General features: G+C 32.8%; 26 protein-coding genes. 20 read left to right on the forward strand and 6 right to left on the reverse strand.

Annotated elements, in window-relative coordinates; genetic code table 11:
* Nucleotides 1-120: 120 nt before the first annotated feature.
* The 4 genes from RC62_RS19765 (at nt 121) to RC62_RS19780 (ending at nt 2613) form a co-directional block, all read left to right on the forward strand.
* Complete coding sequence (locus tag RC62_RS19765; protein WP_055098042.1) at nt 121-813, forward strand: DUF421 domain-containing protein; 693 nt, start codon at nt 121-123, stop codon at nt 811-813.
* 23 nt (nt 814-836) lie between these two features.
* On the forward strand, nt 837-1460 hold the full coding sequence (locus RC62_RS19770) for a hypothetical protein (RefSeq protein ID WP_157472589.1): 624 nt from the start codon (nt 837-839) through the stop codon (nt 1458-1460).
* Nucleotides 1461-1505: 45 nt separating this feature from the next.
* Nucleotides 1506-1964 (forward strand): pantetheine-phosphate adenylyltransferase, encoded by a 459-nt coding sequence (coaD, locus tag RC62_RS19775; protein ID WP_055098044.1) that lies wholly within the window; start codon nt 1506-1508, stop codon nt 1962-1964.
* 70 nt (nt 1965-2034) lie between these two features.
* Complete coding sequence (locus RC62_RS19780) at nt 2035-2613, forward strand: PhnA domain-containing protein (RefSeq protein ID WP_055098045.1); 579 nt, start codon at nt 2035-2037, stop codon at nt 2611-2613.
* A gap of 169 nt (nt 2614-2782) precedes the next feature.
* Here the strand turns inward: RC62_RS19780 and RC62_RS19785 are convergent, their stop codons facing one another.
* Both RC62_RS19785 and RC62_RS19790 read right to left on the reverse strand, forming a co-directional pair.
* Complete coding sequence (locus RC62_RS19785; RefSeq protein WP_055098046.1) at nt 2783-3229, reverse strand: hypothetical protein; 447 nt, start codon at nt 3227-3229, stop codon at nt 2783-2785.
* A 358-nt stretch (nt 3230-3587) separates the two neighbouring features.
* The gene (locus RC62_RS19790) at nt 3588-4937 is read right to left on the reverse strand and encodes a DEAD/DEAH box helicase (protein ID WP_055098047.1); all 1350 of its coding nucleotides are present in this window, start codon (nt 4935-4937) and stop codon (nt 3588-3590) included.
* Nucleotides 4938-5210: 273 nt separating this feature from the next.
* Here RC62_RS19790 and RC62_RS19795 point away from each other — a divergent pair, with 273 nt between their 5' ends.
* Nucleotides 5211-6938 (forward strand): M14 family metallopeptidase, encoded by a 1728-nt coding sequence (locus RC62_RS19795; RefSeq protein ID WP_055098048.1) that lies wholly within the window; start codon nt 5211-5213, stop codon nt 6936-6938.
* Nucleotides 6939-7260: 322 nt separating this feature from the next.
* The gene (locus tag RC62_RS19800) at nt 7261-7611 is read left to right on the forward strand and encodes a cyclic-phosphate processing receiver domain-containing protein (RefSeq protein WP_055098049.1); all 351 of its coding nucleotides are present in this window, start codon (nt 7261-7263) and stop codon (nt 7609-7611) included.
* A 545-nt stretch (nt 7612-8156) separates the two neighbouring features.
* Here RC62_RS19800 and RC62_RS19805 read toward each other — a convergent pair.
* A complete protein-coding gene (locus tag RC62_RS19805; protein WP_055098050.1) occupies nt 8157-8573 on the reverse strand; it encodes a helix-turn-helix domain-containing protein in 417 nt (138 codons plus the stop codon).
* 450 nt (nt 8574-9023) lie between these two features.
* Nucleotides 9024-9626, reverse strand: a complete 603-nt coding sequence (locus RC62_RS19810; protein WP_055098052.1) for an NUDIX hydrolase — start codon at nt 9624-9626, stop codon at nt 9024-9026.
* A gap of 7 nt (nt 9627-9633) precedes the next feature.
* Here RC62_RS19810 and pyrE point away from each other — a divergent pair, with 7 nt between their 5' ends.
* Nucleotides 9634-10284 (forward strand): orotate phosphoribosyltransferase, encoded by a 651-nt coding sequence (gene pyrE, locus RC62_RS19815; protein ID WP_055098053.1) that lies wholly within the window; start codon nt 9634-9636, stop codon nt 10282-10284.
* 81 nt (nt 10285-10365) lie between these two features.
* Complete coding sequence (locus RC62_RS19820; protein ID WP_055098055.1) at nt 10366-10758, forward strand: hypothetical protein; 393 nt, start codon at nt 10366-10368, stop codon at nt 10756-10758.
* Nucleotides 10759-11004: 246 nt separating this feature from the next.
* On the opposite strand, the gene RC62_RS19825 is transcribed toward RC62_RS19820, so the two are convergent.
* Nucleotides 11005-11745, reverse strand: coding sequence for a biotin--[acetyl-CoA-carboxylase] ligase (locus RC62_RS19825; RefSeq protein ID WP_055098057.1), 741 nt, complete (start codon nt 11743-11745; stop codon nt 11005-11007).
* Between the two features lie 93 nt (nt 11746-11838).
* On the opposite strand from RC62_RS19825, the gene rsfS reads away from it, so the two are divergent.
* The 7 genes from rsfS (at nt 11839) to RC62_RS19860 (ending at nt 17460) form a co-directional block, all read left to right on the forward strand.
* Nucleotides 11839-12210, forward strand: a complete 372-nt coding sequence (gene rsfS, locus RC62_RS19830; RefSeq protein ID WP_055098058.1) for a ribosome silencing factor — start codon at nt 11839-11841, stop codon at nt 12208-12210.
* Between the two features lie 15 nt (nt 12211-12225).
* Nucleotides 12226-14151: an ATP-dependent zinc metalloprotease FtsH gene (gene ftsH, locus RC62_RS19835; RefSeq protein ID WP_055098060.1), complete on the forward strand. Its 1926-nt coding sequence runs from the start codon at nt 12226-12228 to the stop codon at nt 14149-14151.
* A gap of 114 nt (nt 14152-14265) precedes the next feature.
* Nucleotides 14266-14871, forward strand: coding sequence for a hypothetical protein (locus RC62_RS19840; RefSeq protein ID WP_055098061.1), 606 nt, complete (start codon nt 14266-14268; stop codon nt 14869-14871).
* A gap of 1 nt (nt 14872) precedes the next feature.
* Complete coding sequence (locus RC62_RS19845; RefSeq protein ID WP_055098063.1) at nt 14873-15760, forward strand: phosphatidate cytidylyltransferase; 888 nt, start codon at nt 14873-14875, stop codon at nt 15758-15760.
* Complete coding sequence (locus RC62_RS19850; RefSeq protein ID WP_055098064.1) at nt 15750-16403, forward strand: phosphatidylserine decarboxylase family protein; 654 nt, start codon at nt 15750-15752, stop codon at nt 16401-16403. Before RC62_RS19845 ends, RC62_RS19850 begins: the two co-directional genes overlap by 11 nt.
* The gene (locus tag RC62_RS19855) at nt 16403-16672 is read left to right on the forward strand and encodes an acyl-CoA-binding protein (protein WP_055098065.1); all 270 of its coding nucleotides are present in this window, start codon (nt 16403-16405) and stop codon (nt 16670-16672) included. Before RC62_RS19850 ends, RC62_RS19855 begins: the two co-directional genes overlap by 1 nt.
* A gap of 8 nt (nt 16673-16680) precedes the next feature.
* Nucleotides 16681-17460: a superoxide dismutase gene (locus tag RC62_RS19860; protein WP_055098066.1), complete on the forward strand. Its 780-nt coding sequence runs from the start codon at nt 16681-16683 to the stop codon at nt 17458-17460.
* 121 nt (nt 17461-17581) lie between these two features.
* On the opposite strand, the gene RC62_RS19865 is transcribed toward RC62_RS19860, so the two are convergent.
* Nucleotides 17582-19453, reverse strand: a complete 1872-nt coding sequence (locus tag RC62_RS19865) for an alpha-amylase family glycosyl hydrolase (RefSeq protein ID WP_055098589.1) — start codon at nt 19451-19453, stop codon at nt 17582-17584.
* Between the two features lie 347 nt (nt 19454-19800).
* On the opposite strand from RC62_RS19865, the gene RC62_RS19870 reads away from it, so the two are divergent.
* The 5 genes from RC62_RS19870 to RC62_RS19890 all read left to right on the forward strand — a co-directional run bounded on the left by RC62_RS19870 (nt 19801) and on the right by RC62_RS19890 (nt 26141).
* Entirely contained in the window at nt 19801-21483 is a 1683-nt protein-coding gene (locus RC62_RS19870; protein WP_245176851.1) for an OstA-like protein, read from the forward strand.
* A gap of 215 nt (nt 21484-21698) precedes the next feature.
* Entirely contained in the window at nt 21699-22895 is a 1197-nt protein-coding gene (locus tag RC62_RS19875; RefSeq protein WP_055098067.1) for an aspartate aminotransferase family protein, read from the forward strand.
* Between the two features lie 279 nt (nt 22896-23174).
* Complete coding sequence (locus RC62_RS19880; RefSeq protein ID WP_055098068.1) at nt 23175-24572, forward strand: tetratricopeptide repeat protein; 1398 nt, start codon at nt 23175-23177, stop codon at nt 24570-24572.
* Nucleotides 24572-25321: a shikimate dehydrogenase family protein gene (locus tag RC62_RS19885; RefSeq protein WP_055098069.1), complete on the forward strand. Its 750-nt coding sequence runs from the start codon at nt 24572-24574 to the stop codon at nt 25319-25321. The genes RC62_RS19880 and RC62_RS19885 overlap by 1 nt, the downstream gene beginning before the upstream one ends.
* Nucleotides 25322-25391: 70 nt before the next feature.
* The gene (locus tag RC62_RS19890; protein WP_055098070.1) at nt 25392-26141 is read left to right on the forward strand and encodes a hypothetical protein; all 750 of its coding nucleotides are present in this window, start codon (nt 25392-25394) and stop codon (nt 26139-26141) included.
* Nucleotides 26142-26283 lie beyond the last annotated feature (142 nt).

A 26283-nucleotide genomic window follows, 5' to 3' on the forward strand; every position in this document is an offset into this window, starting at 1 on the left:
TTAGAACCTTTTTTTAGCTCAAATATTTTCAGACTTCGGGAGAAGTCTCTCTCAAACTGATTTAGCCCAAAGAAAAAGACTTAGTAACTCAGCGCCTCAGCAACTTAGAACCTCAAAAAAATGAAAGAAATCTTCGAATGGAATAGACTTTTTTACAACAATCTTCCCGCAAACTTTGCTTTGGAAGTAATATTTCGTTCTACAGTTATGTTTATCATTTTACTGTTAACCCTAAAACTGGCAGGAAAACGAGGTGTAAAACAATTATCGATTTTCGAAACTGTAATCATTATTGCCTTAGGATCTGCAGCAGGAGACCCTATGTTTTATGAAGATGTTGGTATTGTTCCGGCTGCCATCGTTTTTACGGTCATTATTATTTTATATCGATCCGTAACCTGGCTTACCGGAAAAAGCAAAAAATTTGAAGAATTTATAGAAGGTAAAACGGAATGTCTGATCAATAATGGTAAATTTTCTATTGCGACTTTCAAAAAGGAAAGCCTTGCACAAGACGAGTTTTTCTCTGAGCTTCGCATAAAATCTATTGAACATCTGGGACAAATAAAACATGCTTTTATAGAAACCAGCGGAGAAATAAGCGTCTTTTTTTATGAAGATCAGGAAGTAAAATTCGGATTACCAATCCTACCCGGAGCATTCAATAAAAAAAGCAAAATCATCGAAAATGATGGTATACACGCCTGCACTTTTTGCGGACATACCGAAGAACAAAAATCAGGAACTGCAAAATGTGAAGTCTGCAAAAAAGATGAATGGGTTCCGGCTATAAATACAAAAAGGATTACTTAACAGAAAATCTCAAATAAAAAGATATGATATTTCTTGTTGGAACTCGAGAATCAAATATGAAAAATGGTTCTATATTGAATGAAAAATGTCCAAATTGTGGAGCACAAGATGATTTATATTTTAGTATTTATAAAAGATATACCCATATTACTTTGTTTCCTTTATTTCCAGTTGGAAAATCAGTTTATATAAAATGCAGTCAATGTAATAAAAACTTTGATTATGAAGATTTATCTGAAATCGCTCAATTACAACTGAGAAACGAAAAATTAGATAATTCACTTTGGATGTTTTCTGGTTCCATTATAATTGCTTTATTCCTTATTTTTACAATTTATAGTTATTTTGAAAAGAAAGACGAAGCTGGAATTTTAATTAAAAATCCAATACAAGGAGATGTTTATAATTTAAAATTAAATAATGGATATTATTCAAATATGCGAATTGATAAAATCACAACTGATAGTGTATACGCTACTTTAAACGATTTTGACGCTTATATGCCTAATGAAATAGATGACTTAAATAAACCTGAAAACTATTCAAATCGAAAAGTTTCTTATTCAAGAAAAGATTTAATTAAACTTTATCAAGAAAATCAAATATTAAAAATTACTCAAAAAAACGTTAATGGTTTTAGTAATTAAAAACCTTTATAACCTTGAATCTCTCAATCTCTGAACCTTAAAAAAATGAGAAAAGCCATATTTCCGGGATCATTTGATCCCATTACATTAGGACACGAAGACATCATTAAAAGAGGAATTCCTTTATTTGATGAAATTGTAATTGCAATTGGTGTGAACGCCGAGAAAAAATACATGTTTTCACTCGAAGAAAGAAAACGTTTTATAGAAGAAACTTTCAAAGACGAACCAAAAATTTCTGTTATAACATACGAAGGATTGACTATTGATTTGGCAAAAAAATTAAAAGCCAATTTCATTTTAAGAGGTTTGCGCAATCCTGCCGATTTCGAATTCGAAAAAGCCATTGCCCACACCAACAGAAAACTATCTAAAATAGAAACCGTATTTCTATTAACAGCAGCAAGTACCTCATTTATTAGTTCAAGCATTGTTCGTGATGTATTGCGTCATGGCGGCGAATATGAAATGCTGGTTCCGGATGCAGTTCGAGTGAAAAAATAACCCAAAAAACATAAACTTGCCAGCGAAGCAAATTATAAGTAATTTCGCATTTTAAAATAAACACCAAATAATGAGCATCGAAAGAGAATTAAACAAACGCAGCGGATCTAAATGTGAACTTTGTGGAGCCGAAGAAAACCTAAAAGTATATCAGGTATTACCAACTCAAAAAGGCGGACTTGACGAAAGCATAATGGCATGTAGTACGTGCATTGATCAAATTGAAAACCCTGATAATGTAGATTTAAATCACTGGAGATGTCTTAATGACAGCATGTGGAATGAAAATATTGCTGTACAAGTTGTAGCCTGGAGAATGCTAAGCCGCATGCGTGCTGCTGGTTGGCCTCAGGAATTATTAGACATGATGTATTTAGACGAAGATACTCTGGCATGGGCACAAGCAACTGGAGAAGGGGAAGAAGACGAAAACAAAATCATTCACCGCGATAGTAACGGCGTAATTTTAGAACACGGAGATTCTGTAGTTTTAATCAAAGATCTTAAAGTAAAAGGATCAAGTATGGTTGCCAAACAAGGAACTGCTGTTCGTAACATTCGTTTAGATCACGAAAATGCGGAATATATTGAAGGAAAGGTAGATGGACAGCAAATTGTAATTATCACACAATACGTGAAGAAAATATAAGTCGCAGTGACAGTCGCAGTATTCAGTATTCAGTTATTTGCTGACTCAATACTGAGACCGAAAACTGTAAACTAAAAAAGGCTATTCAAATCTGAATAGCCTTTTTTGTGTTTAAAAGTTTCCTAACACAGATTTTAACTTGAAACAAATAAAAACCTGAAACTAGAATTTATTTTTGAAATAATTTATTAATCTGATCTTTTACAAATGGCTCAGAAACACTGCTTGTAGCAGAAGAAGCTTCTTTAGAAGAAACCATAAACTGAACTGTCGCTTTCTCAGGAATAACACTTCCTGTGTAATGCAACCAAATATAGTTGTTAGGTAATTCTAGTTTTATATCATACAAAGGACTTGCAGTAAAACCGTTTACAATAATACTATAAAGGCTATTATAATCATTATTTACATTTTTAAATGTAAACTTTCTTAAGCTTGAAGATTCGTCATCATTTTGAATACTAGTATAATAAACAGTATACTCATCTCCTATTTTTTGAATATAGTTGTTATTTACTTTTCCTAATCTTTCAACTGGAACGGTTTCAAGAACTTTGATTTGTGCAAAAGACACAAAACTAAACATCAAAATAGCAATCGTAATAATTCTTTTCATAATTAATTTGGGGTTTATTATTTACGGGTACAAGAAACGCAGAAAATATGATAAATTAAAGTCTTAGCCGTTAATTTATTAACAATAGATTAAGATGTTATTTTAAAACCGTTTTACGACTATAACAACCCATAATTAAAATATTGAAATTCAATAAATTAAAACATTAATCAGGTCTTAAAACGTTTAATCGAAATAATTTAAAATCAAAAAAACAAAGGCCTGTCAGTGTCATAAAATCCTGATTTTTCTTCTATAATACTCACTTTTAAACGATATAAAAGCTGGGTTTTAAACAAAGATTTGCTACAAAATATCTAAAAGCAGATTCTAAACGTAATCAGGATTGAAAAAAGTATTACCTCTCCTCTTCTTTTTTAACCACTTTGCGAGCAACTTCGATTTTAAATTTCTTGCCTTTCATTTTTTCATCCTTAATACTATGCAGCAAGTCTTTTACTTTATTGAATTTTACAGCAGCAAACGAAATGAAATCTTTTACCTCGATTAAACCTAAATCGCCTTTTTCCAGTTTTCCTTTTTGAGAAAAGAAACCAACAATATCAATTTTATTCAGTTTTGTTTTCTTTCCGCCACTAATATAAATAGTTTGATATTCCGGTGGCTTTGGTAAAGTTGTTGCATTTTCGACCTTCAAAACTTCCATTCCGTAGTCAATATAATCTAATTGTTTTTCACTTTCGTGAATGATGATATAAGCCGTTCCGGAAGCTTGCATACGAGCAGTACGACCGTTACGGTGTGTAAATTCATCTTCTTTAAGTGGTAAATGATAATGAATTACATGTTTCATCTCCGGAATATCCAGTCCACGAGCTGCTAAATCAGTTGTGATGAGGTAACTCATACTTCCGTTTCTAAACTGGATCAAAGCACGTTCGCGTTCATCCTGATCCATTCCGCCATGATAATACGTTGCGTAGATTCCTTTTTCGTTTAATGTATCACTAATACGTTCTGCCGCATCACGATGATTACAAAAAATAATAGCCGATTGCGATTTCAACGAACAAATCAAATTAAACAAACTTCCTAATTTATCTTTGGCTGGTGAAACAACCATTTTCATCGAAAGATTTGTTTTCTCTTCCTGCTCCGGAATAAAATCTAAAACCGTAGGATTTACTACTCTCGTGTATCTTGGAATCTCAATATCTGAAGTTGCCGAAACCAAAACACGTTTGTTCAGTTTCGTCAATTTACCAATGATATAAGACATTTGCTCATGGAAACCCAATTGCAATGATTTATCAAATTCGTCCAGAATTAAAGTCTGAATTTTATCTGTTCTAAAAGTATCTCTGTCAATATGATCTGCAATTCTTCCCGGCGTTCCTATTAAAACTGCTGGTGGATTGCTAAGGTTTTTAATTTCGGTATCAATCGAATGTCCGCCATAACAAATGTTTACTTTGTATTGCGTTCCCATTTTTTTCCAAACCTGCTCGATCTGCAAACCCAATTCGCGCGAAGGCACTAAAATCAAGCACTGAACCGAAAGTATCTCAGGTTGTAATAATTCTAAAACAGGCAGTAAAAAAGCCAGTGTTTTTCCTGATCCGGTAGGCGAAAGTAATAATACATTGTTATCGTTTAAAATTGCGTCTTGAGCAACTTCCTGCATTTCGTTTAGGCTTTCGATTCCTAAATTCAAAAGTATGTTATTGGAATGGTGATTTTTATTCATTTTGCAAAAGTAGATAAAATAGTTGGCAGTGTACCGTTTTTAATATTCAGTTTTCAATCGCAGTCGCAGTTTTCAGTCTCAAGTCAAGTTTATACAAATCGTAAATAATGTTTCCCGCAGATTTTGCAGATCCAGCAGATAAATTTTTAACAATAAAAAAATCCGCTCAATCTGCAAAATCTGCGAGAGAAAAAAACACAAAGTATTTCAACCTGAAACAAATAAAACCTAAAACAAAATTTCTATATTTGATTTCTATTTAAAACCAAAATCATGAGATTTTTCACCATTATCATTTCACTTTTCACGCTTACCATTTTCGCTCAAAACAATAAAAAATACGATACTTTTTTTGAGAAAGGAAACGGAAATCAATCTGCTTCTTATGCAGAAACCATTGCTTATTTTAAACTTTTGGCGAATGATTTCCCTACGATTCAAATGAAGGAAATGGGTCTGACAGATTCCGGAGAACCATTGCACATGATAGTTTATAATCCTGACAAGGAATTTGATTTTGAAAAAATCCAGAAAAATAAAGCGGTTCTTTTTATTAATAACGGAATCCACGCCGGAGAACCTGACGGAATCGACGCCACAATGCAATTCTATAGAGATCTGGCAATTGGCAAACTAAAAGCACCTAAAAATACGGTTTTGGTTACGATTCCGGTTTATAATATTGGCGGAGCTTTAAATAGAAATTCGACTACAAGAGCCAATCAGGACGGACCGGAAATTTATGGATTTAGAGGAAACGCAAGAAACTATGATTTGAATCGCGATTTAATGAAATCTGACACTCGGAACACAAAGAGTTTTGTAGAAATTTTCCAGAAAATAAACGCCGATGTTTTTATTGATAATCACGTAAGCAATGGATCAGATTATCAATATAAGCTGACATATATTATGACGCAACACAACAAATTAGGAACCGTTTTGGGTGATTTTCTAAATAACGAAATGATGCCGGCATTAGTAAAAGATTTACAACAAAAAAAGATTGAGACTACGCCTTATGTTGATTCGTTTAAAGATACTCCGGACAAAGGTTTTGGTCAGTTTGTTGATAGTCCGAGATATACAACCGGTTATACTTCGTTGTTTAATACAATTGGTTTTGTAGTAGAAACACATATGCTTAAAAAATATGCCGAACGTGTAAAAATGACTTACGAATACACCAAATCGACTTTGGATTTTACAGATGCTAATTATCAAAAAATCAAAGAACTCAGAATAAAAAACCTCGAACAATATCAGCCTAAAAAACCGTACACTTTAAAATGGGAATTAGACAGTACAAAAGCAACCACATTTTCGTTTTTAGGATATGAAGCCGGTTACAAAAAAAGCGAAGCCACAACAGGAAATCGTTTGTATTATGACAGAAGCAAACCATACAAAAAAGACGTTCCGTATATCAAGGAATTCAAATCAGTAAAAGATGTTGTTATTCCGTCTGCTTATATCATTCCGCGTGGGTATTGGAATATTATTGATTTATTAAAGAATAACAATATCAGTTATTCTCAACTTAAAAACGATACAATTATAGCAGTAGAAAGCTATAAAATTGCCGATTTTAAAACAGTCACAAATGCTTACGAAGGACATTATTTGCATTATAATACAACGATAAATTCTAAAGTTTTAAAAATGGCTTTCGCCAAAGGTGATTACGTAGTTTCGACAAACCAAAAAGGCGTAAAATATCTCGTAGAAGCTTTTGAGCCGGAAGGTGTTGATTCGTTCTTTAACTGGAATTTCTTTGATCCTATTTTACAGCAAAAAGAACATTACTCAGAATATATTTTTGAAGATACAGCTGCAAAACTTTTAAAAGAAAATCCAGCCCTAAAAGCCGAATTAGAAACAAAAAAACAAAACGATCGCGAATTTGCGAAAAACGCTGAAGCACAATTAAACTGGATTTACAAAAATTCTGTGCATTACGAAAAGGCGCATATGCAATATCCTGTTTATCGTGTTTTGTAGATTTTTGTAACCGCTAAGTTTGATTATGTTGAAAAACACAAAGATCGCAAAGCTTTATGCTTAGAACTTTGTCAAAGTTTCTAAGGATATTTCGCAGAATTAACCCAATCATTGTCATTTCGACGAAGGAGAAATCACAATCGCAGCTCGACAAAGATTGTCGACATTGTTTATAGAATTTCTGATGCGATTTCTCCTTCGTCGAAATGACAAACTTTATGCAAAAATTTTTGAACGAATAAAACAAAGTTTCTTAAAGTTGTAGTTTTAAACTTTGACAAAAATTAATTGAGTTGAAACACTTTCAATAAACTGATAAATAATGGCATACAAACTTTTTCTAGACGATATTAGAGATGTAAAAATGGTTTATAAAAACCTAACCGACGATGATTTTGTGATTGTCAGGAATTTTAATGATTTTAAAAAAGTTATACTTGAAAACGGAATTCCTGAACTAATTAGTTTTGACAATGATTTAGGATTAGATGAAAATGGTATAATTGCAGAAGATGGTTATGCCGCAGCAAAATGGCTGGTTTATGAATCTGGACTTGATCTGGAAAATCTAAAATTTAATGTTCATTCTGCCAATCCTGTTGCATCTGTACAAATACAAAGTTTACTGGATAATTATATTAAGTATTTGAAAAATGAGAGCAACAACAAGTAGAATATCAAAAATAGCTTGCAAGAAATGTTCTCAATTGCGTGGGTACAAAGTCGGGAGACTTCGCACAGCAATCATCAAAGTGAACACTTCACAGAGCTGGTTTGTTTACTTGTAAACTAGATATTAAAATTATACAATTCCAATTCTTTAAAAATAGGCTGAAAGTCTAAAATCATTAGCGTAGTGCAACGCGCTACAAACTAAATTAAGTACGAAAAAAAGCCCTGAAAGGGCAAAAGCAAACAAATAATATTGAACTACAATACGATTATAACTTTCTTAAAAATGATATTAAAATATTAAGAAACGCTTTGTTCGAAATGAAACTTACGCCCTTACAGGGCTAAACAATAATCGTAATTTAATCATAGTGCTTCGCACCATGCTAATGCTAAAGCTCTTTCAGAGCAAAAGAATGTGATACTTTTTTTTAAATACGATGAAGAAAACATAGTTTTAAATAATAACAGTAAACTAAATAGCATAAAAAAGCCCAATAAAAATTTAAATTTTTATTGGGCTTTTTTTCACAGAAAGAATAAAAACTATTTATCCTTCAATATATTTTCTAAAAACTCAACTTTGTCTTTTTCTGCCTGAACCAAACGTTCGTAAAGCTTTTTATTTTCTTCTATTGTTTCCATTAATTTATCTAATGGATTAAAAGTGAATATTGATCCATTTGCAAACGCACCATTACTGCCGCTATTATCATAAAAATTATTGAAATAATTAATTGCAGCTTCGTCTGAAAAATTTTTTAGCGCTTCAACACTTACTCCCAAAGCTTTTGCTACTTCTGCAAGTCTGTCGTCATCGATGGTTTCGCTGTTTTCAAGAGCCGATATAGTTTGTTGGCTAGTTCCTAAAGCTTGTGCCAAAGCTTCTTGCTTCATGTCACGAAGTTCACGAATTCGGCTGATTTTTCGCCCTATATGATTTTGTTTTGTTAGTGTGCTCATAATTCAAAGATACTGTTAAGGGTAATAATAGGCAATAGATAAAAAACAAATTTTGTGATGTACGATACCAACAAAATGATTTGTATACTAACAATGTATTACTTATTGTACTAAACAAAAATACGATTTTTGAGACATGAAATCGTTAAAATTAGAAATTATAAAACGCATGACTTCTAGCAAAAAAACCTAAAACGTGAAACTTTAAACAAATTTTATATTCAAAGTGTAGCTTTGCGTGAGGGATAGAGCTAAGCTACCGAAGTAGCAGCGAAAGCCCGACAGCAATTAAAAAAAGACCTAATGAACGCAAAGTTGATTAGGTCTTTTTTTAATTGGTGGCACGCCCAAACTATGCTTCTAAGTCGCTAAGTTACTGAGTTGCTAAGATTAGAAAATCTGTATTCTATTTTTTATAATCTTGATTCTTGATTCTTTCTTCTTCTTCTTCTAAGAAACTGTATTCTCTTCTTCAAACAACAATTTAATGTTTTCGTAGGAGTTTTTTAAGGCTTCCTTGATTTGTTCCGGGTTTAACCATGCTACTTTTTCGATGCCTTCTTCGGCCTGACCGTGAGGAATTCCGTCAAAATCTGATTGCATTTCAAACCAATGTGTGATTTTGAGTTTGTATTTTCCGTTGCGTTTAAAAACGTGGTAGGTTTTTTCGAGTTTATTGGTTATTCTAAGCTTCCCTACTCCGGTTTCTTCTTCGACTTCTCGCATTGCGGTGTCTTCAATTTCTTCTCCTTTTTCGATTCCGCCCTTTGGTAAGTCCCATTTTCCATTCCTGAAAATAAAAAGAACCTCGCCTTTTTTATTGTAAACAAGTCCTCCACCCGCTTTGTTTACAGGGATTTTAGCCTTGAGCGTCTTCATAATTTCCTTTTCGTCAGGATAATACAAATAAGCCTTTTGAATTTTATTTTGAAACATTTTAACTATAAGATGCTCGATATCAATACTCTCTAACAAGAATAATTGAAAATCAGTCTCTCTCGAGATCTCATTTGTCAAAAAAAGTGGTTTGTCGTTCACAAAAACTTTATACATTTGTACTATGATTTTTAATAAAGATACTGCCGAAAAAACAGCCGAATTGCTTTTGCAAATAAATGCAATTAAATTGAATCCCGAAAATCCTTTTACATGGGCTTCTGGTTGGAAATCTCCTATTTATTGCGATAATAGGTTAATTCTTTCATTTCCTAGCATCCGAAACTATGTTCGTGATGAGTTTGCGAAAAATATTGAAAAACAATTTGGGAAACCAGATGTGATTGCCGGTGTTGCCACTGGTGCTATTGGAGTGGGGATTCTTGTTGCTGAAAGCCTTGGATTACCGTTTGTATATGTGCGTCCGGAAGCCAAAAAACATGGAAGACAAAATCAGGTGGAAGGTTTTTTACAAAAAGGTCAAAATGTTGTTGTTGTCGAAGATTTAATAAGCACAGGAAACAGCAGTTTGATGGCTGTAGAAGCTTTACGTAACGAAGGCGCCAACATAAAAGGAATGGCAGCAATTTTTACTTATGGCTTTAATGTTGCCGAAGAGAACTTTAAAAATGCTAATATAGATTTGTATACGTTAAGTAATTACGAAAATTTACTGGACTTAGCGGTTCAAAAACAATACATTACAGAAGATCAGCAATCGACTCTTTTAGAATGGAACGAGAGTCCATCTACCTGGGGACAAGAAGAAGAGTAATTTTAGATTTTAATTAAACATAAAGCTTTCAGTCCCGATTGGGATTACGGTAAAAAACAATAAAAGTTAAATAAAAAAAATATGAACTTAGAAAGTCCAAAAGTTACTGTTCAGAAATCAGCTCAAGATTTATTTGATTTATTGACTGATGTTAGGAATTATGAAAAATTAATGCCGGATAATATCGCTAAATTTGAAGTGATTGGCGAAGATGCATTTATCTTTGGATTAAAAGGCATGCCGGAAATAAAACTTAAAATGAAGGATAAAACAGCACCAAACAAAATTGTTCTGGGAGCTGCAAGTGATAAACTTCCTTTTACTTTGGTTTCGAATATCGATAGTATTTCAGATACTGAAAGTGCCGTACAACTACAATTCGATGGTGAATTTAATGCTATGATGGCTATGATGATCAAAGGGCCAATTAGTAAGTTTATCGAAACTTTGGCCAATAACATGACGAAACTTTAATTAATTATTAATAGTAAATAATTAATTTTCGAATTACATAAAATTTAAAGCCTGATTTTACAATCAGGCTTTTTTATGAATAGACTTTTTATGGTTACTATTGTCATTTCGAAAAATGAGAATCTTCGAAAGAAACTCGACAATGCAAATCATTAATCTTTGTTGAGCTATTAGTGTGATTAGAAACAAAAACAAGTCAAGGAAAAACCTTTGAACCTTTGTCACTTTCTCCCTTTGAACCTTCCTCTAATAAAGCATCTGAACTTCCTTGATTTCAAACTCTGAAACAGAATCATCTTCCAGCAAAATTTGAATTTTTCCAACGCTTGAAACGCCTTGAATGATTCCCATAAAGTTTTGCCCGTCAGAGTCGGGATGAAGATTTTTGAATGGCATTGGAACTCCTTTTCTAAATAAAGTATCGAAATATTCTTTCCAGAAATCAGCCGAATTATCTTTCCAGGATTCAATTTTGTCTTGTATTTTTTCGACAATTAAAAAAGGTAAAGCATCTTTGTCAAAATCCTTATTACAAATTGCTTTTAAAGAAGTCGCAAGTGGCAAATGCTCATAATTTGTCTGATTTACATTGAGCCCAATTCCGACAACTGACACGATCCTGCCATCACTTTTGATGGTATTTTCGATAAGTATGCCACCAATCTTTTTGTTGTATGACATAATGTCGTTAGGCCATTTGATACATAAATCAGGAATATTCAACGATTTTAAAGCATCGATTACACTTAAGGAAACTATAATACTTAGATTAAAAACCTGCTCGTTATCATACAGAAAATCCTTTACCAAGACACTCATAATTAAGTTTTTACCTGATTGTGACTGCCATTTAGAACCCATCTGTCCTTTTCCTTTTGTCTGATTTTCAGCAGTTACAACGGTAAAATTATCGAGTTCATCCTGACTTGCCAGCGATTTAAGGAAGTCATTTGTCGAATCTATGGCATCGAGTTTGATTAGTTTCATTAAAGTAATTTAATTAACTTAATTTAATATTTTGTTAAGGTTCAAAAATAATCACAAAATTTGGTAACTTTACAAAATCATATAAAATAATTCATGGCGAAAAAGACTATTAATAATGATGTTCTATTGGCGAACATAATCAAAGGGATTGAAGAAGTAAAAGGAAATGATATCGATATTCTTGATTTACGAGATATAGATACGGCAGTTTGTGACTATTTTGTCATTTGTAACGGAAACTCAAATACCCAAGTTAACGCCATTGTAAACTCAATACAAAAAACAGTATCTAAAGACTTAAAAGATAAACCGTGGCACGTAGAAGGAACCGATAATGCAGAATGGGTTCTTATGGATTATGTGCACATCGTTGTACATGTTTTCCAGAAACACATTCGTGAATACTACAATATCGAGAGCCTTTGGGGTGACGCCAAAATAACTACAATCGAAAACAAATACTAAAAGAAACTTTCTCTAATGGCTAAAGATAATAATCCAAATCCGAGTAAATTTAAAATAAGTCCTTGGTTAATATACACCGCAATACTTCTAGTTTTTTTATTTATAAGTTTTGCAACCGGAGGATCTAACTTAAGCGAACCAGCTCAATTAACCTCTTCTAAATTTAATGTTTTATTAGAAAAAGGTCAGATTGAAAAAGTTATTGTTTACAATAAAGCTGAAGCTGAGGTATATTTAAATGCTGCTGCTCTTAAAGATGCAGCTAATAAAAAAGTAGCTAAAGATATATTCGAAAGACCAAACAAAGGTCCTCACTATACTTTGGAAATAGGTAACGACCAGATTTTTCAAACTAAATTAGAAAAAGCAGTTGGCGAAGGCAAACTGAAAGATTTTAATTTTCTTCAAAAAAATAACTGGAGCGATATTCTAATCAGCTTACTTCCTATCATCATCATTATTGGTGTTTGGATTTTTATTATGCGTAAAATGTCAGGTGGCGCTGGTGGCGGTGGCGGACAAATTTTTAACATTGGAAAATCTAAAGCTAAATTGTTTGATGAGAAAACTGACATCAAAACTACATTTAAAGATGTTGCAGGTTTAGAAGGTGCTAAAGAAGAAATACAAGAAATTGTAGAATTCCTTAAAAATCCTGAAAAATATACCAACTTAGGAGGTAAAATCCCTAAAGGTGCATTACTTGTAGGACCTCCGGGAACTGGTAAAACCTTATTGGCAAAAGCAGTTGCAGGAGAAGCTCAGGTACCTTTCTTCTCGTTATCAGGTTCTGATTTCGTAGAGATGTTCGTAGGAGTTGGTGCTTCACGTGTTCGTGACTTATTTAAACAAGCAAAAGAAAAATCTCCTGCTATTATCTTCATCGACGAGATTGATGCCGTTGGTAGAGCAAGAGGAAAAAGCAATATGTCAGGTGGAAACGACGAAAGAGAAAATACATTGAACCAATTACTGACAGAAATGGATGGTTTTGGTACAAACTCAAACGTAATCGTTTTGGCTGCAACCAACAGAGCTGATGTTCTCGATAAAGCTTTAATGCGTGCAGGTCGTTTTGACAGACAAATTTTTGTTGACTTACCGGACATTCGCGAAAGAGCTGAAATCTTTAAAGTGCACTTAGCTCCTATTAAAAAAGTAGAAGGTCTTGACCTTGATTTCTTAGCAAAACAAACTCCTGGTTTCTCCGGAGCTGATATAGCAAATGTTTGTAACGAAGCTGCATTAATTGCTGCACGTAATAACAAAACTGCTGTAGACAGACAAGATTTCTTAGATGCTGTTGACAGAATCATTGGTGGTCTTGAAAAGAAAAATAAAATTATTACCCCAGAAGAAAAAAGAGCAATCGCTATTCACGAAGCTGGTCACGCAACTGTAAGCTGGATGTTAGAACATGCTGCACCACTTATAAAAGTAACTATTGTGCCTCGTGGACAAAGTTTAGGAGCTGCATGGTACCTTCCTGAAGAAAGACAAATTGTGAGAACTGACCAAATGTTAGACGAAATGTGTGCTACTATGGGAGGAAGAGCTGCTGAAAAGGTAACTTTTGACAGAATTTCGACTGGTGCATTAAGCGATTTAGAAAAAGTAACACGTCAGGCTCGTGCAATGGTAACAATTTATGGTTTGAATGAAAAAATTGGAAATGTTACGTATTACGATTCAACAGGACAAAGTGAATACAACTTTTCTAAACCATATTCTGATGAAACTGCAAAAGTAATTGACAAAGAAATTTCAGAATTAATTGAAGGTCAATACCAAAGAGCAATTCATATTCTTGAAGAAAACAAAGACAAGCTAAATCAATTAGCAGACATATTAATTGAAAAAGAAGTTATTTTTAAAGATGACTTGGAAACTATTTTCGGAAAACGAACTTTTGATAAAAATTTAGAAGAAGTGGTTTCGTAAATAATCAATAAATATGTAATATTTTTTAAAATCTTAATTCAAAATAGCCTTTTGAATTAAGATTTTTTTATCTTTGAACGTTTTCAATTAACATGTAAAGTATTTCATATAAAAATGAATTTTTTCAAAAAAATATTTGGTTCAAGCGACACCTCTTCAGATGAAGAAAATGAAAGCGAGTATGGAGGAAATCACGCTCCGGACAGTCATTTATCAATAGATGAAAGATTCATTTTCAATTTTAAGAAAAATGGCGGTAAATTTTTGTATTGTGAAAACAAACAAGAAGTTGCAGAGCAATTTGAAAATATATTAGAAGAAAATGACTGGTTCGAAAATGAAGTTTTATGCTATGAACCAGCTTTATTTAGTTTATTAGAAGAAAATAAACTCACTTACATTTCCCCTAGAAATCCTAAATTTTTACTGGCCACTTGCGAAAATCTAATTGCTGATGAAGGTTCTATCTTATTTTCATCAAAACAAATCAGACAAGACAAACCAAACGAATTACCTGCAAATATTGTAATTATTGCTACGACAAGTCAACTGCAATTGATTAAAAGTGATGGCCTGAGCGCTATTAAAAGAAAATACGAAAGGGACTATCCTACTAATATTACCACCATAAAATATTTCGAAAAAGCAAAAGAAGAAGATTTTACACAATACGGAAGTGTTGCCAAAAATTTGTATTTATTGCTCCTAGAAGATCTTTAAGATGAATGAAACACTTAAGAGAACCATTTCTGGTGCTGTTTATATCGCTTTACTATTAACATCAATTTTGTTTTCTACAGAAAGCTTTATTATCCTTTTTGGTGTTTTTCTAGTGATTGCAACTTATGAATTTTGTAATCTTGCAAGAATCAATAAGATCTTTTCTATTTTGTTTGTTTCTTTATTTTATTCGACCGTTTCCCTAATTAGTTTTTACAGAATCGAAACTGAAAATTATCTCAATAAATTTTTAAAAGAGAATATTGTATTTACTATCGATACAGATCGATTATTTAGCATATTACTCATTATTACTTTATTTGTATCTATAAAATGTATTTTCTTTTTATTCGATGACACACAAACTATAAGCAGAGTATCCAAATACATTTACCTAATTGGATATATTATGCTTCCTTTCCTTTTTATCACTAAAATTTCTTTTGGTATAAAAGATTACAACCCGAAAATTATTATTGGTTTATTTATTTTAATCTGGACAAATGATACATTTGCCTACCTCGTTGGGAAATCGATTGGAAAACATAAGTTATTTGAACGTATATCTCCTAAAAAAACAATAGAAGGATTTCTTGGTGGAGTTGTTTTTGCTGCTTTAGCAGGATTTTTAATTTCGAAATTTTATATTCAGCCAAATCCGGATTTCAGCAGCAAATCTATTTTAATCTGGACTATAATTGCATTGATTGTAAGTGTTTTTGGAACTATTGGAGATTTGATTGAATCAAAATTCAAAAGGATTGCCGGCGTAAAAGACAGCGGTAAAATAATGCCTGGTCACGGAGGTGTTTTAGATCGATTAGATAGTGTTATATTTGTAGCACCAATTATATTTTTATTTTATCAAATTTTATATTATGTTTCATAAAGAAGGAGGCCCATCCATTTTATTAGGTACTGTGTTTGCAGTAGCTGTACTTTTAATTGCTGACAAATTCATTGACATTACCTGGCTTAGAATGCTTGTTCAGATTGCCGGCGTAATAGTTTTGATTATTATTTTACAATTTTTTAGAAATCCTAAAAGAATTGCAATTAGAAACAGCGATCAGATTCTTGCTCCTGTTGATGGAAAAGTTGTAGTTATCGAAGAAGTTTATGAAGGAGAGTATTTTAAAGATAAACGTTTACAGGTTTCTATCTTTATGTCTCCAATAAATGTTCACGTAACTCGTTATGCTATGGACGGAATTATAAAATTCAGTAAATACCACCCAGGTAAATTTTTAGTAGCCTGGCACCCAAAAGCAAGCGAAGAAAACGAAAGAACCACTGTGGTAATCGAAAATGAAACTTTTGGACAAATATTATACAGGCAAATTGCTGGTGCATTAGCAAGAAGAATTGTAAATTATGCTCAGGAAGGCATGCAAGTTGTACAAGGTACTGATGCTGGTTTTATCAAATTTGGTTCAAGAGTAGATTTATTTCTACCTTTAGGTACGCCTATTAATGTGGTATTAAACCAAAAAGCAATTGGCGGAAAAACTATTATTGCTACAAAAGCTTAATGACTGAAAAGGATTTAGATACTCGTTTTTCTGAGGCTGTAGAAACTGCATTAAAAATGACTCAGGCCTCACTGCCGCAAGATGTGCAGCTACGCCTTTATGCCTATTACAAACAGGCAACTTTTGGGACTGCAGTCTATAATCAATCTGAAAATTTTGATTTAAGAGATGCTTTCAAAACAAATGCCTGGATGCAAATTAGCCATATTTCGATCGATGAAGCTAAAGAATGCTATATTGAAATCATTAATTCACTAACAACAAAATAAATAACACTATGAAGAAAAACATTGTTTATTTCAGCATTTTGGCTTCATTTTCTCTATTATTTTCTTGTAATGATAACAAGCTAACCGAAGTTGTGGAAGTTCCTTTACCAACCAAGGAAGAAAAAATAACAATAGGATCACCAAATGATGTTAAAGCAGATCCTGGTTCTTTTGAGATGACAAAGTTATCTTACTCTTATGATGGTTTAGCACCTGCAATAAGAACACTTACTTTAGAAACACATTACTCTAAACACTATTTAACGTACACAAACAATTTTAATAAAGAAATTATAAATACTGAATTTGAAAACATGCCCATTGAAGATATCCTGAAAAAAATGGATCTCAGCAATGCAAAACTTCGTCAAAACGCCGGAGGTTATTATAATCATACCTTATATTTTAATGTTTTAACTCCTAAAGAGCAAACTCCTAAAGACACACTTTCTGGCTCGATTAATAAAGAATTTGGTTCTTTTAGCAATCTTACCAATCAATTTAAAGGTCAGGCAACAAAGCAATTTGGTTCAGGATGGGTTTGGCTAGTAGTTGACAGATACGGAAAACTACAAGTAACAACAACCGATAATCAGGACAATCCTTTAATGAAAAATGCTTTGATTCCCGGAACACCAATTTTAGGAATCGATTTATGGGAACATGCTTATTATCTCGATTATCAAAATAGAAAAGGAAGTTATATTGATGCTTTTTACGAACATATAAATTGGGAAAAAGTAAACGAAAACTATATTGAGGCTTTAAAGAAAGTCAAGAAAGTATAAAAAATATAAAAGCTGATACAATTAAGTATCAGCTTTTTTTATATCTACTAGTTTCCATTACTGCATTAAGCAATTTTAACGCTTTGGGAAGAATGTCAATAATTTAAATACTCTGGCGTCACTACTTTAATTCAAAAATAAATGATTGAGAAGGCATAATTTTTATTCTCACCACTCCTTCTCCATTTTCTACTTTGAGTTTAGACGAAGTATTTTGATACAATTGATCTGTAAGTGTATATTCTCCATTCTTCAGGTTCCATTTCGAAATAATATCAGCCGGGATTTTCAAATCAAACTCACTTGTTTTTTCTGAAGAAAAATTCGCAACTACAATCAGTTTTTGATTATCTGACCAACGAACATAAGAATAAAGTAATTCATCGTAACCAACATTATTTTGACGGTTTAAAGTTTGAATTTCCTGAAAACTTCCCATTAAAGCCGAACTATTAATGGAGAAATTCAACAATCGTTTATAAAAATCACGAAGATTTTTCTCTGATTCAGACAGCTGCCCTCCGTCAAATTTTCCATCATTCATCCAACGCTGATGATTTGGTACTCCAATATAATCAAAAATAGAAGTTCTGGAACGAGTTCCAAAACCTGCATTTTCATTTCCAGGCTCACCTACTTCCTGTCCAAAATAAACCATTGTTGGCGAAGTACTAATAGTTGTAGAAACCACCATCAAAGGTTTTCCTCTTTCTGGCGTTCCTGCAAATTCAGACGAAGCCAAACGTTGTTCATCATGATTGTCTAAAAAATGAAGCATGTTATGCTCGATATCCAACATTCCTTTCTGAATATCCGATAATCCATCAGGAGAAGATTTACCACGAATTATATCTTTTAGTTTATCATACGTTTCGACCTTATCATACAGATAATCCATTTTTCCTAAACGAATATAATTACGATATTCATTCGGGTTATATACTTCTGCCAATAAAAAAGCATTCGGATTTTTCATTTTGATCGCCGAGTTCATATAACTCCAAAATTCATACGGAACCATTTCAGCCATGTCGTATCTAAAACCATCAACACCTTTCGCAGTCCAATACAAAGCGATTGATTTGAATTTCTTCCAGGAATCAGGCACATCTTTATCCTGCCAAAAAGCAAAATTTTCTACGTATGATTTCTTATCAAATCCAGCCGGAAGCTCCGGAAAATCTTTAGAACCATCAGGGCGAATTCCGTAATTTACTTTTACTGTTTCGTACCAGTCATTTTGATCCGGTTTCACCTTACGCGAGCCATTTCCTGTCCATTTTGCGGGATTTTCATCAAATACACCATCAATAAGTGGATTCTTTTCTCCGTTTAACGGAATATCATTGTCAGGAATTTCAAAATGATTATTTGGGATATAATAAAAATTATTGTCTCTGCTGTATTCTACAGTAACATCATCATCAGCACCAAAATCTTTAACGCTTTCAGGATTATTTTTTCCTTCATATTTTCGGGCAATGTGATTGGGTACAATATCAATAATAACTTTCAAACCTGCTTTGTGCGTACGCGCAATCAAATCTTCAAATTCTTGTAATCTATTCGCAGGATTTACTGCCAGATCAGGATTTACATTATAATAATCTTTTACCGCATATGGCGATCCTGCACGGCCTTTTACTACTTCAGGATCATCATCAGAGATCCCGTAAGCTTTATAATCTCTTACCAAAGCGTGGTGCGGAACACCGGTATACCAAATATAAGTAACACCTAAATCCTTAATTTCCTGAAGTGCCTTATCCGTAAAATCATTAAATTTACCAACACCATTTTCTTCAATTGTTCCCCAAGGTTTATTGGTTGTATTTTTATTTCCAAACAAACGGGTAAAAACCTGATATACTACAATTTTCCTATCAGTAGAAACTTCTTCTTTTGCTGTATTCATTTTAAAATCTTTTGTTTTACATGCAGAAAACAGCATGCTTGCTGCCAATCCCGTAATGAAAACTTTTTTGTTGATCATATTCATTTATAACTAATTTTTCCTGACTAAAGATTCAATCGATAATCGATAAACCATTTTCTAAATTTAGGCTTATTTTTAAATTGAAAGGAACCTGAAAGCAATTTTAACCTAATCTCAATTAAAAAAAACAAACTACAACGAAAGAGTACCATATTTTGTTGATAAATTAAAAAAGGTTCAAAGCCATGTAGATTCAGCTCTTTTAAAACTTTAAACCTTTGTTCCTTTGAACCTATGCAACTTTGAGCCTCATAAGAAACCTTTGCAACTAAAAACCATAATTTAATCCTAATAACATTATAAGGTTGTAACCTTTTTCATAAATTTGACAAAAAATTAATCAATTGAAGAAATCACTCTTTTTCATATCATATTGTCTGCTATTGTTAAGCATACATTCCATTTATGCGCAAGCACAAAAGCCAAAAGTAATTAATATTGAAAATTCAGATTTAGTAGAAGTGAATCAGGATTTAGTGCCTGACGGTGTTTTGCTTACCGGAAATGTAAAAGTAAATCATGATGGCGTTGTATTAACGTGCAATAAAGCCTACTTTTTTCAGAAAGAAAACTATCTTAAAGCCTTTGGAAATGTGCAATTAGTACAAGGTGATACTTTATTCCTGAATAGTAAATATGCCGAATATAGTGGAAATCTTAAAAAAGCGTTCGCAACCGGAGATGCTGTAATGAGTTCTCCAGATGCTACTTTACGAACAGATACGATTAATTTTGACCGAAATATTCAACAGGTTTTTTACAATACAAAAGGTACAATTGTCAATAAAGACAATACTTTGGTGAGTAAATCCGGAAAGTATTTTGTATCCGAAAAGAAATTTCAATTTCTTACAGAAGTCACTATTACAAATCCCAAATATGTAATAAAGTCAAATCACCTGGATTATTACAGCAATTCCGGACATACTTATTTATTTGGGCCTTCGACTATTACCAGTAAATCAAATTATATTTATACTGAAAAAGGGTTTTATGACACTAAGAAAAACCTTGCTCATTTTTTAAGGAAATCATACATTAAATATGATGATCGACGTATAGAAGGAGATAGTTTATATTATAATCGAAATATCGAATTTGCTTCAGCAACGCGAAATGTAAAAATTACAGACTCTATAAATCGAGGGATTGTAAAAGGTCATTATGCTGAAATTTACAAGCTTAAGGATTCTATGTTTGTTACTAAAAGAGCCGTTGCAGTGAATCTTGTCGAGAATGATTCGGTTTATATTCACGGAAAAAAGTTAATGGTTACCGGAAAAGAAGGCGAACGAATATTGAGAGCTTATAATAATGTTCGCTTTTATAAAGTAGACATGAGCGGAAAATGCGATTCGATACATTCGAATTCAAAAACTGCTTTGACAAAACTAATAGGAAATCCAATTTTATGGAATGGCGAAAATCAAATCACCGGAGACGTCATGCATTTAATAGGTGATAACAATACTAAAAAGTTAGACTCTTTAAAAGTGCTCAATAATACGTTTATAGTCTCGCGGGATACCCTTGGAACCGGTTTTAATCAGGTAAAGGGCCTCAACTTGTTTGGCAAATTCCTGGATGGAAAATTACATGATGTAGATGTTATCAAGAACACTGAGGTCATATACTATATGCGTAATGACGCCAATGAGCTTATTGGAATCAATAAAAATGTAAGCAGTAAAATCAATCTTATATTAGAAAATAATGCGGTAGAAACTATCACTTTTTTTAATAAAGTAGATGGAGATGTTTACCCTGAAGCCGATTTGCCTGAAAATGCACGTAAGCTAAAAGGCCTTCGATGGCGCGGAGACGAACGAATAAAATCGAAAGATGATATTTTTACTGCCGAAGATAATGAACTAAACGACAAATTAGTACAGGAAGGAAAAGACGAAGAAGCCAAGGATAAAAACACCCCAATGAAAGTTAGGAAAGAAACTTTAGATTACGACAAGAAGAAACCCGCTGTTAAAACAAGTACTGCAAAAGCAAGCACTACTAAGACTAAGAAGTAGTTTTCAGTCGCAGTCACGGTTTTCAGTCTACAATGCGTTGTGGACTTTGCATTTTAATAATATGATCTTGACCTAAATCTTAGTAAACTTTGCGATCTTTGCGTTTAAATTCAGTCACAGTATTTAGTCACAGTTTTCAGTTTCATACTGAGACCGAAAACCGAGACTAAACTTTGAACCTTAGTACCTTTGCCACTTTGAACCTTAAAAAAAAAATGAATCCAGATTTTATAAAATACCAGGCACAAACTTCTCCTTATCCGTTAGGAATGGAAGTTTCGCATGCTATTGGTTCCTATATTTACGATACTAACGATAAAAAATATCTAGACTTTGTTGCCGGTGTTTCTGCTTGTACACTTGGGCATCAGCACCCAAGAGTAAATCAGGCTATCAAAGATCAGCTGGACAAATATTCGCATGTTATGGTGTACGGCGAATATTCTCAAAGTCCGGCCGTTCAGTATTGCAAACTTTTAGCCTCGCTCCTACCCGAATCTCTAAATAAAACCTACTTAGTCAATTCAGGTACAGAAGCAATAGAAGGTGCGCTTAAATTAGCGAAACGATCCACCGGACGCAGCCAGCTTATATCTTGTCATAACGCCTATCACGGCAATACAATGGGTTCTATGAGTGTTATGGGATTTGAAGAGCGTAAACAAGCTTTTCGACCATTACTTCCTGATGTTGATTTTATTACGTTCAACAACGAAGAAGATTTACAAAAAATAACTACCAGAACTGCTGCCATACTTTTAGAAACCATTCAGGGAGGTGCGGGATTTATTCAGCCTGAGAATGATTATCTTCAAAAAGTACGCAAACGTTGCGACGAAGTTGGTGCAATGATGATTGTAGACGAAATTCAGCCAGGCTTTGGAAGAATAGGTAAACTATTTGGCTTTCAAAACTATAACGTCATTCCGGATATTGTTGTTATGGGAAAAGGAATGGGTGGCGGAATGCCAGTGGGAGCTTTTACAGCTTCGGCAGAAAAAATGGATCTCCTTACCGAAAATCCGAAATTGGGACATATTACAACCTTTGGAGGCCATCCTGTCATTGCGTCAGCTTGTTTGGCTACTTTGCAGGAATTAACTGAAACTACGTTAATGCAAGATGCCTTAAATAAAGAAAAACTCTTTAGATCACTTTTGGTACATCCTTTGATAAAGGAAGTTAGAGGAAAAGGATTAATGCTTGCCGCCATGACCGAAACGGCCGAAATAACCAATCAGGTTATTTTAAACTGTCAGGACAAAGGGCTCATTTTATTCTGGTTGCTTTTTGAAGGTTGTGCAATTAGAATAACTCCTCCATTAACCATTTCTGAAGAAGAAATAAAAGAAGGTTGTGCCATAATCTTAAATGTTATGGATGAAATAATGAAAAAAGAACAAGCAGTTTAACCAGGAGCTGTTTCCTGCTATCCGCTATATCTTTTATTTTTTCTAAAGAAAAAAAATAAAAGGATACCGCTGCTATCAGGGCCAGGACTTACGGTTAAAAACAAAATAGAATAAAAATTAAATTTAATCTTTTACAGATCAAAAGATTATAACTTAAAACAGAATAGAAATCCTGTCCATATTGTTAATTAAATTGTTCACAACAATTAATTCGCATTCCTCACAACAATAATATGGTTGCCTAAATTTATAACAGGCTAATTTCAAATAAAGACAAGTATGCAATTAAGCAACGAAGAAGAAGATTATAACCTATCCTTATCCAAATTTGAGTCAATGTTAAAAACTAACAAAGTACTCTTTTTTGATTCTGAAGAATTTGAAGAAATCATTCTTCATTATTTAGATATAGGCAAGGCTAATTTAGCAAAGAAGGCCTTGAAACTTGCATTAGACCAACACCCAAAATCTACGGGCTTAAAATTAGTACAAGTAGAAATGTTGGTTTACGACGACAAACTAGAGATCGCCGAGAAGCTCTTAAATGAGTTATATGCAATCGAACCTAATAACGAGGAAATTTACATCCAGAAAGCGAATATCTGTTCTAAGAGAGATCAACACGAAAAAGCAGTAGAATTGCTTAAAATTGCCTTGCAATATACTGACGACTACGCTGATGTGTACAACTTGATTGGGATGGAATACCTTTTCATGGATAACCTTGAGATGGCAAAAGATAGTTTTATCAAATGTCTTGAAGAAGATTTAGAAGATCAATCTGCCTTATATAACGTCGTGTATTGTTTTGAATTTTTAGATCAAAATCAAGAAGCGATTGTATATCTAAACGAATACATCAATAAAAATCCTTACAGCGAAATCGCGTGGCATCAGCTTGGACGCCTGCATTATGGTGTAAAAGAATATCAAAATGCTATTCGTGCTTTTGATTATGCAACTCTGATCGACGATGAATTTTTGGGTGCTTTCATGGAAAAAGCAAAAGCGTATGAGCGTTTGAAAAAATATGCTGAAGCGATTGAAAGTTACAATCGTACAATCGAATTAGACGACGCAACTTCTTATGCATTATTACGCATTGGTAAATGCTATGAAAAATTAGGCAACGCCGTTAAAGCACTTCAATATTACAACCAAACAGTACACGAAGATCCTCTTTTAGACAAAGGATGGATTGCCATTACTGATTTTTATGTACGCCAGAAAAATTTTCAAAAAGCATTATTTTTTGTCAATAAAGCATTAGCAATTGACAATCAAAATAAGCTGTACTGGAAACGTTATGCAACGATCAATAAACAAATGAACTTTTTTGAAGAAGCCGAATTTGGTTATAGAAAAGCTGTAGAATTTGGAGATTATGCCTTAGATACATGGTTATTTTGGGTGGATATTCTTCAGTTTTTGGGCGAATTCGAAAGCGCTATTCAGACTTTATTACAAGCAACAGAATATTTTCCGGAAGAAAACGAAATCGAATATCGTTTGGCAGGATTGTATTTTATGATTCAGGACAATACAAAAGCAAAGTTTCATTTAAGCAATGGTTTACGTTTAAACTTTGATAATTATATTCTGATTGAAGATTTATTTCCAGTAGTATGGTCGAAAAAAACAGTTAAAAATTATATTGAAAAACATAGAAAACAATAATGATTGATATTTTAAGAAGACGCTTTGGCTTATTAGGCCGTAATATTAGTTATTCATTTTCAAAAGGATATTTTACAGAAAAATTTAGTGATGAAGTTTTTGCAGGAAACAGCTACGAGAATTTTGACATCTCTGAGATTAATGATTTTACTGAATTAGTAAAAAACAATCCCGATTTAAAAGGATTAAATGTTACCATTCCTTATAAAGAACAAGTTATTCCCTTCTTAGATAAACTTTCAAAAAAGGCCGCTTTAATAGGCGCTGTAAACACTATTAAATTTACCAAAAGCGGAAAATTAAAAGGATACAATACAGACTATTATGGTTTTAAAAAATCATTAGAGCCACTATTAGAGCCACATCATAAAAAAGCACTTATCTTAGGCACAGGCGGCGCATCAAAAGGTGTAGCTTTTGCGCTGAATGAACTTGGAATTCCTTATACTTTTGTTTCAAGAGAAGCTAAGGAAAATATTATCGATTATAATTTAATAAATGCTACTACATTTGACAATTTTCAAATTATAATCAATTGTACGCCTGTTGGTACAAGCCCAAATATAGAAGCTTGTCCTGATCTTCCGTATGAGTTTTTTACTGAGAAACATATCGCCTACGATTTAATTTATAATCCTGCAGAAACTCAGTTTTTAAAAAATGCCAAAGAAAAAGGAGCAGTAATAAAAAATGGTTATGACATGCTTATTTTTCAGGCAGAAAAAGCCTGGAAAATCTGGAATAAATAAAAAAGAAAAAATACACTAAAGGCTAGTGTATTTTTTTTTTGTAATTTAGACTACTCATTAATAAGTAGTTATGAATAAATTATTCTTTTTTTATTTATCATTTCTTTTAATTGTTTTTTCTGTAAAAGCTCAGGATACTTTAAAGCGAGAAAAAAATCCTTATACAGAGGCACGTTATCATTATTATCTAAAAACCATTTTATTTTTTAATGAATATCTGGATACTGATTCCGGCTCATACAATACTACACAACTCCGGTTTTTACATCCTATTGCAAATAAGGCTTGGAATTTAAGGGTAGATCTGCCTTTAATATCAACCAATACTTCAACTAATATTAAAACAGGAATTGGTGATATTGGTGTTGGTATTAGCTACATTCCTTATTTAGATCAAAGCAAGGGGATTGCCTTCAGAGCGAGGGTCATTTCAAATTCTGCTGTAGATCCCGCATTTGGTACAGGAAAATGGGTTTTCGCCCCTGCATTATTTTATGGTACTTATTTCATAGAAAAAAAGATGCTCTGGATTGCTTCGTTAGAAAACCAATTGAGTTTTGCCGGATCTCACAACAGACAAAATATAAATACAACAGCACTTGAAAATTATTTCATGTACATCATTGGAAAAAACTGGATTGCTGCTGACGTTGCTTTTCGATATAATGCAACCAATAAAGGATATCCTAATAATGCTTTTGTAGAATTTGGTCGAAAATTCACTTCGAATAACATGTTTTACATTCATCCCAGTATTGCATTTGGTGGTCAAAAAACATATAATTATGGTATCGAAGCAGGGCTTTTAATTTTGTTTTAGTCATAAAAATTTAAAATTTAATATTGATTTTTGAAAAAACAGATAGTTTAATTTTTAAATTAAATTCAAAAAAAACAGCAAAAAAATTCACATCATATTTGTAAAATTGCATAATAAATAAGAATTTAATTAAAAAATAGTG

This window comes from Flavobacterium aquidurense (assembly GCF_001404985.1).
Taxonomy (GTDB): Bacteria; Bacteroidota; Bacteroidia; order Flavobacteriales; family Flavobacteriaceae; genus Flavobacterium; species Flavobacterium aquidurense_B.